Annotated in this window: 8 protein-coding genes and 4 tRNA genes; 3 read left to right on the forward strand and 9 right to left on the reverse strand. The window is 69.6% G+C overall.

Annotation, left to right across the window (positions count from 1 at the left end):
- The 6 genes from G6020_RS13845 to G6020_RS13870 form a co-directional block, all read right to left on the reverse strand.
- A partial coding sequence (locus G6020_RS13845) for a GTP-binding protein (protein ID WP_347238382.1) occupies positions 1–572 on the reverse strand: 572 nt, incomplete at its 3' end.
- Complete coding sequence (locus tag G6020_RS13850) at positions 560–1,345, reverse strand: enoyl-CoA hydratase (protein ID WP_182611019.1); 786 nt, start codon at positions 1,343–1,345, stop codon at positions 560–562. The genes G6020_RS13845 and G6020_RS13850, both read right to left, overlap by 13 nt.
- Before the next feature lie 73 nt (positions 1,346–1,418).
- Positions 1,419–4,661, reverse strand: a complete 3,243-nt coding sequence (locus G6020_RS13855) for an arabinosyltransferase domain-containing protein (RefSeq protein ID WP_182611013.1) — start codon at positions 4,659–4,661, stop codon at positions 1,419–1,421.
- A gap of 85 nt (positions 4,662–4,746) precedes the next feature.
- A tRNA-Phe gene (locus G6020_RS13860) sits at positions 4,747–4,820 on the reverse strand.
- 49 nt (positions 4,821–4,869) lie between these two features.
- A tRNA-Asp gene (locus G6020_RS13865) sits at positions 4,870–4,943 on the reverse strand.
- Positions 4,944–5,150: 207 nt separating this feature from the next.
- A tRNA-Glu gene (locus G6020_RS13870) sits at positions 5,151–5,223 on the reverse strand.
- A gap of 127 nt (positions 5,224–5,350) precedes the next feature.
- Between G6020_RS13870 and G6020_RS13875 the strand changes: the two genes are divergently transcribed.
- The 3 genes from G6020_RS13875 to phoU all read left to right on the forward strand — a co-directional run bounded on the left by G6020_RS13875 (position 5,351) and on the right by phoU (position 7,545).
- Positions 5,351–5,426, forward strand: a tRNA-Lys gene (locus G6020_RS13875).
- A 67-nt stretch (positions 5,427–5,493) separates the two neighbouring features.
- Positions 5,494–6,672 (forward strand): tRNA dihydrouridine synthase DusB, encoded by a 1,179-nt coding sequence (gene dusB / locus G6020_RS13880; protein WP_182611014.1) that lies wholly within the window; start codon positions 5,494–5,496, stop codon positions 6,670–6,672.
- Positions 6,673–6,774: 102 nt separating this feature from the next.
- Positions 6,775–7,545, forward strand: coding sequence for a phosphate signaling complex protein PhoU (gene phoU, locus G6020_RS13885; RefSeq protein WP_182611015.1), 771 nt, complete (start codon positions 6,775–6,777; stop codon positions 7,543–7,545).
- A gap of 81 nt (positions 7,546–7,626) precedes the next feature.
- On the opposite strand, the gene pstB is transcribed toward phoU, so the two are convergent.
- Genes pstB through pstC form a run of 3 tightly spaced genes read right to left on the reverse strand, consistent with a single transcriptional unit; the run spans position 7,627 to position 10,368 of the window.
- Positions 7,627–8,403, reverse strand: coding sequence for a phosphate ABC transporter ATP-binding protein PstB (gene pstB / locus G6020_RS13890; protein ID WP_179524626.1), 777 nt, complete (start codon positions 8,401–8,403; stop codon positions 7,627–7,629).
- A 10-nt stretch (positions 8,404–8,413) separates the two neighbouring features.
- A complete protein-coding gene (pstA, locus tag G6020_RS13895) occupies positions 8,414–9,328 on the reverse strand; it encodes a phosphate ABC transporter permease PstA (RefSeq protein WP_179524625.1) in 915 nt (304 codons plus the stop codon).
- Positions 9,328–10,368: a phosphate ABC transporter permease subunit PstC gene (gene pstC / locus G6020_RS13900; RefSeq protein WP_182611016.1), complete on the reverse strand. Its 1,041-nt coding sequence runs from the start codon at positions 10,366–10,368 to the stop codon at positions 9,328–9,330. The genes pstA and pstC overlap by 1 nt, the downstream gene beginning before the upstream one ends.
- Positions 10,369–10,416: the final 48 nt, after the last annotated feature.

The following is a 10,416-nucleotide window of genomic DNA, read 5'->3' on the forward strand; positions in this document are numbered from 1 at the left end:
TCGAATCGTCTGCGGTCCACGAGGTCGCACTTGTTGACCACCACGAGGTCAGCCTCAGCCAGGTGCGCCGCCAACCTCGGGTGCCGCGCCAGGGCGTCGTCGAGCCCTTCGGCGTCGACGACCTGGATCATCCCCGCGTGCCGCACCACCTCGCGCGGCACCTCGTGGACCATCCGCGACAGGATCGCCGGCTCCGCCAGCCCGCTGGCCTCGATCACCGCCAGGTCGAGCCCGTGCTCGGGGTCGGCCAGACCGGCCAGGGTGTCTCCCAGCTCGCTCGCGTCGACCTCGCAGCAGACACACCCGTTGGCCAACGAGATCATGGAGTCCACGCGCCCCGCGACCGACGTGGCGTCCACGTCGATCTCGCCGAAGTCGTTGACGATCGCGCCGATGCGCAGGCCCGGCGTGCCGGACAGCAGGTGGTTGAGCAGCGTGGTCTTGCCGGCACCCAGGTAACCGGTGAGGACCAACACGGGCAGGGGCTCACCGGGGGCGCGGCGGGCGTCCCCGCTCACGCCACCGCCCCCGGCGAGATGCCCGTGCGTGGGCTGGTCCCTCAGCGGCGCCACTCGGGCTTCCGCTTCTCGGCGAACGCCGACATCCCCTCGGTCTGGTCCTCGGTGGCGAAGAGCGCGTAGAAGGCGTTCTGCTCCGCGAGCAGCCCCTCCTCGAGCGTGGTCTCGAAGGACCGGTTGACCGCCTGCTTCGCCGCGATGGCGGTGGTCTTGCTCATCGAGGCGATCGTCCCGGCGACCTTCATGGTCTCGTCGAGCAGGTCCGCGGCGGGGACGACGCGGGTGACCAGGCCGGAGCGCTCCGCCTCGTCCGCGTCCATCTGTCGGCCGGTGAGACACAGGTCCATGGCCTTGGCCTTGCCCACCGCGCGCGTGAGCCGCTGCGAGCCGCCCATGCCCGGGATGACGCCGAGGGTGATCTCGGGCTGGCCGAACTTGGCGTTGTCACCGGCGATGATCGTGTCGCACATCATGGCGAGCTCGCAGCCGCCGCCCAGCGCGAAGCCCGACACCGCCGCGATGATCGGGGTCCGGGCGCCCGTGAGCCGCTTCCAGTCGCCGAAGAAGCGCTCGAGGTAGATGCCCGGGTAGCTCTTGTCCTTCATCTCCTTGATGTCGGCGCCGGCGGCGAACGCCTTCTCGGAACCGGTGATGACGATGCAGCCGACGCCCGGATCGGAGTCGAGGCCCTCGACCGCCTCGACGACCTCCTTCTCCATACCGCTGCTCAGCGCGTTGAGCGCCTTGGGGCGGTTGAGCGTGATCACCGCGACACGGTCGGTCTGCTCCACCAGGATGTTCTCGAACTGCTTCTCGGTCACGGACATCATTCGTCTCCAGTCTGCGTCAGGGGATACTTGGACTTCCTTGTAAAAAGTCTCCGGGGCCGATGCTAGCCGGTCATCTGGCGAGCGGTCCCCCGTTCCACAGCCCCGACCGTACGGCCTCACCGTGGTCGATGGTCGCCTCCCGGGCCGCGGGCACCAACGGCTCGTACCGCACCAGCGAACCCCAGTCCCGTGACCAGTCGTGCTCCAGATAGGTCGGCACGGTCTCGCCGGCCAGGAGCAACTCGATGAACCCGAGGGGCCCGCCACCGTCCCACGCCTGCCAGGTGTTGGTGGAACTCACCGCGAGGTCGCGATCCGGCAGGACCCGGTACTCGGGCAGCTCGTGGATACCGGCGTACTCCTCGAACGGTCGCAGACACGGGGTGTGGAAGGCCACCGCCCAGTCGGGGAGCACCGGGCGGGAGTCACCGACGAGCTCCTGCATGGTCACCAGTTCCGGCATGCGCGGCGGGGTGAACGCGATCCACCGCGACGGGTCCGGGTCCAGGTCGCGCACCACGAGCCGGATCGCCGTGGCGTCGGTGGGCAGGGTGTCGACGGGCACGCGCAGGTTCCGCCAGGACGGCGCCGGGCCGATGTCGACGGGCAGGACCGAACCGGCCGGCTCGAACCGGTCGGCTGCGGTGGCGAACTCCACGCGGATCGCGTCCGGCGCGAACGAGCCGGCCACCGCGATCGTGATGAGCGGGCTCTCCTCGTCCCGTTCGGGGAGCCGGTACCAGTCCGTGGTGGTCTCGGCGTTGAACTGCGGGCCGGTCTGGTAGCTGCCGAGCACGGGGACGCGGGCCGGGTCGAGACCGAAGGGCAGGACGGCGTGACTGCCGTTGATGCCCTCCCCCGCGCGCACCCCGCCCTCGGTGCCGGCGGTGGTGGCGGTGGCGTCGGAGTCCTCCCCGGTGCCCGGGGTGTCGGTGTCCACGGCCTGGGTGGCGGTGAGGTCGGTGGGGATGCCGTCGGGGATGAACTCCACCGGCTGCGCGCCCGCCTCGAGCTGGTCACGGGGGTCACCCACCGGGGCGAGCAGTCCCGCGTTCGCGTCGGGCTCGGCGAGCACCGTGTCGGCGATACCGCACGGCTTACCGGACAACACCCGCAGGTTCTGCAGACCGACCGAGTAGGCGGGGTACTGGTTGCGGACCGCGGCGGCCATGGAGGCCACGATGACGACGACGACGAGGGCCGCCGCGAGCCCGAGTGGGGCGTGGGAGACCTCACGCAGGACCCGGACGACCGGCCCGCGGTCGGTCTCGGCGGGCCCCGACCCCGTGGGCCGCACGAACGGCTCCCGGTAGTGGAGGACCAGCGCGAGCAGGAGGGCGACGAGCATCAGCCCGAGGAACACCGAGGAGAACGTGATCCCCGCGATCGAGGGCTGCACGCCACCCCACGGGATGCCGTAGATCGAGATGTACCACCAGCCGTTGGTGGAGGTGAAGCTCAGGGCCAGGACGAAGAACACCGCCGCGAGGAACAGCATCCGGTTGCGCAGCGACCGTGTGGCCGCCGGCAGGACGGCCATGGTCACCAGTGCCGCCAGTGCGGCGCCGATCGTGGCGAACGCACCGAAGTGGTGGGTCCACTTGGTGGGGTTGAGCGCCATGAACGCGATCGACATGGCGGCAAGACCCACGATCCGGCGGGCGGGGCCCACGGCCACGCCGGGGATCCGCCCCTTGCGGAACAGGATCGCGGCGCACGTGATCAGGGACAGGAACATCGCCAGGACCGCGAACCGCCGGGCCAGGGACCCGTCCGGAGTCGGGTTCATGAGCCACTCGTACCGCCACACCTCCTCGAACCAGCGTCCGGTGGGGCCGACGTCGCCGAGCAGCGCCGACGACTGCAGCGTGGTCACCAGGGGCTGGTCCAGGAAGATCAGGTGCAGCACGCCGAGACCGGCGGCCAGCATCGGCGCCACCGTCGGGATCCAGCCGTCGCGCCGGGCCCGCCGGATCACCAGCAGCAACAGCGGCCGGGAGGCCGCGATGATCGCCGCGATGCAGAAGGTGCCCGTGGGCGCGGCGGACAGCGTGAGCCCGCCGATGATGAAGCCGGTGGCCGCGGGAAGCAGCCGCCCGGTCGCGAGCGCCCGCTCGAGGGAGACCCAGGTGGCCAGCACGCCGAAGGCCACGATCGGCTCGGGGCGCAGCCCGTTGTTGTAGGTGAGCCAGAACGCGAGGAACACCGCGGCGGTACTCCACCGGACGGCCGAGGCGCGGCGGGCGGCGATGCCCAGTCGCGGGATCACCTCGCGGGAGAGCAGCATCCACGACGCGATGCCCAGCAGCAATGCCGGTAGCCGGAGCCACATACTGCCCACGGTGACGGAACTGATCGCCGTGTAGAGGTAGTACGGCATCCCGAACGGCGCGTACGGGGCGCCGTAGTACCGGAACACCTCCGGCATGTAGCCGCTCGAGACGGCGGCACGCGCCTCGGTGAGGATGTATCCGTCATCCGCCGTGTTGGCCCCGATGACGTGCCAGACCAGGAGCGTGGCCACGACCACCAGGTCCAGGGGACGGGGCTTCCACCACCCGCGCGGCAGCACCCGTCGTCCGACGCGTCCGTCGCGCAGGTCGAGTCGGTGCAGGGCGACCAGCGCCACGACGATCGCGAGGATCCCGACCACGATCGCGATCTGCTTGATCACGGTCGCCTGCGTGGTGTAGCGGGAGTCGACGGTGATGTCGACGGACATCCCCTCGGGCGCCGGCCCCTGCAGATCAGTGAAGACCCCGACGACCTGCGGCCGCAGATCCTGGTCGATCCGCCCGCCCACCTCCCCGTCGTCCGAGGCGAGACCGACGAACTCCGCGCCGATCGAACCGGAGTCGGCCACGACGCGGATCACCGAGCACGCCCCGGGTGAGGCGACCGCGTCAGTGGGGGCGGCCGCGACCAGCACGTTCCGGCTGCGCACCTCGACGGTGGGGCCGGCCACGGACACCACGAGCGCACGCGCGCCCGCGTTCTCTCCCGCCTGACGGGGCGCCGTGGACACGAGCACCCCGTCCTCACGGCCCTGGTCCCGGAGCTCCCCCACCGCCGCGCACGGGACGTCCACCGCCAGGTCGAGCGGGTAGTAGGCCACGAGGGGCGCCGTCACCGGGTCGAGGGTCCCGGCCTCCGGCCAGCTGATCGACGAGGTGGTCTGGGTGACCGGGAGCAGCGGGACGATGATCGCGAGGAGGATCCCGACCAGGCCGCTGACCGCGGCGACTATCCCCCACCGGGTTCCTGTACGGGACCTGTCCGGCACGTCACGGACCTCGGTGGCAGTCGATGGCATGGCGTCCACGCTATAACGAGGGACGGAGGTTCCCCGAAACGACGAACGCGCCGGAGGGAAACCCTCCGGCGCGCTGCGCTCTCGGTGGCCAGAGTCGGGATCGAACCGACGACCTTCCGCTTTTCAGGCGGACGCTCGTACCAACTGAGCTACCTGGCCATAAGACCACCGGCGCATCCGGTAAACCGAATGCGCCGGTTGTCTCCTGCGACCCTGACGGGACTCGAACCCGCGACCTCCGCCGTGACAGGGCGGCGCGCTAACCAACTGCGCCACAGGGCCGTGCTTTTCGCACGAGACAGAACAGTAATCGACGCCCACGCCGGACGCAAATCGCGAAACCGGCGGTGGTTCCGGGGCAGCTCGGAACGGGTTCGGTGGATCCCGGTGGCGACGCCCGGGGCGCCAGAGAGGGGGCCGACGACACCGTGCCCGCAGATGAGAGAAGTCCCGGCCGCCGACGAACGGTGACCGGGACTCCTGACCTCGTACCCCCTACGGGATTCGAACCCGCGCTGCCGGCGTGAAAGGCCGGTGTCCTAGGCCGCTAAACGAAGGGGGCGTACGCCACGTCCGGGATCGCCGGGCCGCAGCGGGTTCGAGTTTAGGGCACGGCCCAGCAGACGTCTAAACCAACCACGCCCGAGCCGACGCCCGTCGGCGCGAACGGGGACGGTATCGTGACCGACGCCCCTATAGCTCAGTTGGTAGAGCTACGGACTTTTAATCCGCAGGTCGTCGGTTCGAGCCCGACTGGGGGCACCACGATCGGCCGGGCGGCACAGGGCGCCCCCATTGGACCTGGCCCGCCCCGCGCTGGGACACTCGGATCATGTCCGCACCCACCGCCACCGGCGGGCCCGCCCTGCGCATCGGCCCCCTCGAGCTCGCCTCACCGGTCGTCCTGGCGCCGATGGCGGGCGTCACCAATGTCGCCTTCCGCACGCTGTGCCGCGAACTCGAACGTGAGCAGCAGGGTTCGGTGTCCGGGCTCTACGTCTGCGAGATGGTGACGGCGCGGGCGCTCGTCGAACGCCAGCCGGGAACTCTGCACATGGCCACGTTCGCGCCCGACGAGTCCCCGCGCAGCCTGCAGCTGTACACGGTGGACGCCGAGTACACCTACGCGGCCGCCAAGATGATCGTCGACGAGGACCTGGCGGACCACATCGACATCAACTTCGGGTGCCCGGTCCCCAAGGTCACCCGACGCGGCGGCGGGTCGGCGATCCCCTACAAGCGGCGGCTGTTCCGCTCCATCGTCGCAGCGGCGGTCCGGGCCACCGAGGGCACCGATATCCCGGTCACGGTGAAGATGCGGGTGGGGATCGACGACGAGCACCACACCCATCTCGACGCCGGCCGCATCGCCGTCGACGAGGGCGCCAGGGCCGTCGCCCTGCACGCACGGACCGCCGCCCAGCGGTACTCCGGCGAGGCGGACTGGTCGCAGATCTCCCGCCTGGTCGAGCACATCGGCGAGGTCTCTGATGTCCCGGTGCTGGGCAACGGCGACATCTTCTCCGCCGAGGACGCCGTCCGGATGCGGGAGCAGACCGGGTGCGAGGGCGTCGTGATCGGCCGGGGCTGTCTGGGCCGGCCGTGGCTCTTCTCCGAGCTCGCCGCCACCCTCGACGGGCGCGAGGCACCGGCCCCGCCCACGCTCGGCGAGGTCGGCCGCATCATGTACCGCCACGGCGAACTCCTCGCCGAACACCACGGTGAGAACAAGGGCATGCGCGACATCCGCAAACACGTGGCGTGGTACCTGCGGGGGTTCCCTGCCGGCTCGGGCAAGCGGGTGGCCCTGGCAGCCGTCCGCACCCTGGACGACCTCGCGGAGATGCTCGCCGATCTCCCCGCCGACGAGCCCTTCCCCGCGGACGGGTACGGCCCGCGCGGCCGCCAGGGATCGCCCTCCCGGGTTCTCCTGCCCGAGGGGTGGTTGGACGATCCGGAGGACGACGCGGTGGCTCTCGAGGGTGCGGACGCGGAGAACTCGGGCGGCTGAACCGGCGCCTCCGGCACCGGCGCGGATGACGTGTCCCCCTGTTCATCGGCCGTTCATCGCCGGTATCGATAGTGCGGTTGACATGCCCGTATGCTGGTTCACATGCGTCTCGTCTACTCTGAAGAACTCGCGGATCTGGCCACCTCGATGGCCCGGATGTGCTCCCTCGCCACCGACGACATGGAGCTGGCGACCCACGCCCTCCTCCAGGTCGACCTCGTGGCCGCCGAGAGGGTTCTCCAGTCCTCGACGGAGATGTCCCGGCTGGCGACCGAGAACGAGGAACGCGGGTTCGCGCTCCTGGCCCTCCAGGCGCCGGTCGCCCGTGATCTCCGGCAGGTGGTCACCTCCATCCAGCTCGTCCAGGACCTCACCCGGATGGGCACGCTGGCAGGGCACGTCGCCAAGATCGTCCGCCGGAGGCATCCGGAGAGCGTGCTCCCGGAGCCCGTCAACGGGTACTTCGCCGAGATGGGCCGGGTCGCGGTCTCGCTCGGCCGGTCCGCCACCGAGGTGCTGCTCAACCGGGACGCCGAGCAGGCCGCCACCCTGGCCCAGCAGGACGACGCCGTCGACGACCTCCGCCGCCACCTGTTCACCCTGCTCACCGTGCGCGAGTGGAAGTGGGGAGTGGCGTCGGCGGTCGACGTGACCCTCCTCGGTCGCTACTACGAGCGGTTCGCGGACCACGCGGTGGAGGTGGCGCAGCGCGTGATCTTCCTCGCCACCGGCGAGTACGCCACCCTGGCGGAGGACGATCCCGAGCACTCCTCCGCCTCCAACGAGGAGCTGGTCCGCCGCTTCAACGAGACCGACAGGTCGTTGACGCACCGCGTCTCGGGGGACGACCCGGGGAACTCCGGACCCAGCTGACAGCCGGCCGGGCCGCGACGACGAGCGCCCCGGTACCCGCCTCGTGGGCGGGTACCGGGGCGCTCGGCTGTATCCGGCGACTCAGCCGAATCGGCCGGAGACGTAGTCCTCGGTCTGCTTGTGGTCCGGGTTCGAGAAGATCTTCTCCGTCGAGTTGACCTCCACCAGCTGGCCCGGCATGCCGGTGGCCTCGAGCGAGAAGAACGCGGTCTGATCGGACACGCGCGCCGCCTGCTGCATGTTGTGCGTCACGATCACGATGGTGAACTCGCTCTTGAGCTCGGCGATGAGGTCCTCCACCGCGAGGGTGGAGATGGGGTCGAGCGCGGAGCAGGGCTCGTCCATGAGCAGGACCTGGGGCTCGATGGCGATCGCGCGGGCGATACACAGGCGCTGCTGCTGACCGCCGGAGAGCCCCCCGCCCGGCTTGTCCAGTCGATCCTTGACCTCGTTCCACAGATTGGCGCCGCGCAGCGACTTCTCGGCCACCTCGTCCAGGGTCTTCTTGTTCCTGACGCCCTGGAGCCTGAGGCCGGCGGTGACGTTCTCCTTGATCGACATCGTCGGGAACGGGTTGGGCCGCTGGAACACCATGCCGATGGTCCGTCGGACGGCGACGGGGTCCACCTTCTTGTCGTAGATGTCCACGCCGTCGAGCTTGATGGATCCCGTGGCGTACGCGCCCGCGATCTCCTCGTGCATGCGGTTGAGCGAGCGGAGCACGGTGGACTTGCCGCAGCCGGACGGGCCGATGAACGCGGTCACCGAGCGCGGGGGGACGTGGAGGTCGACGTCCTTCACGGCGTGGAAGTCACCGTAGAAGATGTCGACGTTCTCGAGGTCGAGTCGCTTGGCCATGACAGGGTCCTTACTTGGTCTTCGGCGCGAGCGCCTTGGAGGCGAACGTGGCGAGGACGTTCGCCAGCGCGATGATGATGATCAGGGTGAGGGCGGCGCCCCAGATCCGGTACTGGCCGGCTTCCGTCGGGTTCGAGAGCTGGTTGAAGATCAGCAGCGGCAGCGAGGCCATGTTGCCCTCGAAGAGGCTGTAGTTGAAGCTCGCCGTGTACCCCACGAGGATCAGTACCGGGGCGGTCTCGCCCATCACCCGGGCGATCGAGAGGAAGACCCCGGAGATCATGCCCGACAGCGCGGTCGGGACCACGATGCTGACGATGGTCTTCCACTTGGGCACGCCGAGCGCGTAGGACGCCTCACGGAGCTCGTCCGGGACGAGCTTGAGCATCTCCTCGGTGGAGCGCACGATCAGCGGCAGCATGAGCAACACCAGCGCCAGGCTCACCGCGAACGCGCTGAGCTGGAACCTCAGCACCGAAACCCAGACCCCGAAGATGAAGATGGCGGCCACGACCGAGGGCACGCCCGCGAGCACGTCGACCATGAAGGTGGTCGGCTTGGCCAGCCTCGACTCGGGGTACTCGACCAGCATGATGCCCGCCGCCACCCCCAGCGGGATCGAGATGACCGCGGCGATGATCGCCTGGACGAGGCTGCCGTAGATGGCGTGCCCCACACCGCCACCCATCGAGGACGGGGAGACGAGGAAGAACGAGTTCGTCCACCAGGTGGGGTTGATGACCGCGGGGATACCGGACTCGATCACCTTGTAGAGCAGCGCCACCAGCGGGATGACGGCCAGCACGAAGCACAGCGAGAAGATCACCGTCGCCGCCCTGTCCTTGATCCTGCGGCTGCCGGCGATCGGCAGGAACGTGTCCGACGGCTTGGCGGGCTTGGCGAGGTCGGGAGTTGCCTGTGTCATCAGCCGTTGACCTTTCCACCGGACACGGAGCGTGCGATGAGGTTGACGAAGAAGGTGAGGATGAAGAGCACGAGACCCGCCGCGATGTAGGCACCGGTCGGCAGCGGGTGGTTGAACTCGGCCGCGCCCGACGCGATCTTGGAGGCGAACGTGAAGCCGCCGTCGAAGAGCGACAGCGTGCCGGGGGCGCTCGCGGCCCGCAGGATGATGAGGACCGCGACGGTCTCGCCGAGCGCCCGGCCGAGCGCGAGCATGGAGCCCGCGATCATGCCGGACTTGGCGTAGGGGAAGCACGTCATCCGGATCTTCTCCCACTTGGTGGCGCCCAGGGCGAGGGCGGCCTCCTGGTGGAGCGAGGGGGTCTGGCGGATGGTCTCGCGCGACATCGAGGTGATGATCGGCAGGATCATGATCGCCAGGACCACCCCGGCGGTGAAGATGGTCCCGCCGCCGGCGATCGACACGTTGCCGTCGCCGAAGAGGAAGATCCATCCGAGGTTCTCGTTGAGCCACGTGGACAACGGGACCAACAACGGCCCGAGCACGATCAGGCCCCACATGCCGTAGATGATCGACGGGACCGCCGCGAGCAGGTCGATGAGCGCCGACAGCGACCTCGACAGCCGGGCCGGTGCGTACTGCACGAGGAACGTCGCGATGCCGATGGACACCGGAACGGCGAGGAACAACGCGAAGAGCGAGCTCAGCACGGTCACCCTGAACATGTCGAGGATGCCGAACCGCATGTTGTCCGGATCGCTCGTGTTCCACTCGGACGACGTGAGGAAGTTGACGTTGTTCGCCAGGAGGGAGGGCGTCGCCTGCATGACCAGGACGATCGCGATCAGGGCGATGAGAGCGACGATGACGGCGCCGGCCGCCACCGTGACGCCCCGGAACACCGCGTCCGCCTTCTGCGAGGACCGGCCCTCGAGGAGGTCGCCCTTGGCGCCCTTCTCCGTATCCGGCACCGACCCCGAGCTGCCGGGGAGCCCGCCGGACTGCCCGGTGTTCCGGTCGACGGATTCGTGAACTGTCATGGGACCTTCAGTCGCTCGGGGGATGAGATGGCCGGTCACCGGCTCCCA

This window comes from Dietzia sp. B19 (assembly GCF_014145155.1).
GTDB classification, from domain to species: Bacteria; Actinomycetota; Actinomycetes; order Mycobacteriales; family Mycobacteriaceae; genus Dietzia; species Dietzia natronolimnaea.

Excerpts from the sequence above, each read along its gene's own strand:
- pstC (WP_182611016.1), bottom strand. The coding sequence starts at position 10,368 with ATGACAGTTCACGAATCCGTCGACCGGAACACCGGGCAGTCCGGCGGG.
- G6020_RS13850 (WP_182611019.1), bottom strand. The coding sequence starts at position 1,345 with ATGTCCGTGACCGAGAAGCAGTTCGAGAACATCCTGGTGGAGCAGACC.
- phoU (WP_182611015.1), top strand. The coding sequence starts at position 6,775 with ATGCGTCTCGTCTACTCTGAAGAACTCGCGGATCTGGCCACCTCGATG.
- pstA (WP_179524625.1), bottom strand. The coding sequence starts at position 9,328 with ATGACACAGGCAACTCCCGACCTCGCCAAGCCCGCCAAGCCGTCGGAC.
- G6020_RS13855 (WP_182611013.1), bottom strand. The coding sequence starts at position 4,661 with ATGCCATCGACTGCCACCGAGGTCCGTGACGTGCCGGACAGGTCCCGT.
- pstB (WP_179524626.1), bottom strand. The coding sequence starts at position 8,403 with ATGGCCAAGCGACTCGACCTCGAGAACGTCGACATCTTCTACGGTGAC.
- dusB (WP_182611014.1), top strand. The coding sequence starts at position 5,494 with ATGTCCGCACCCACCGCCACCGGCGGGCCCGCCCTGCGCATCGGCCCC.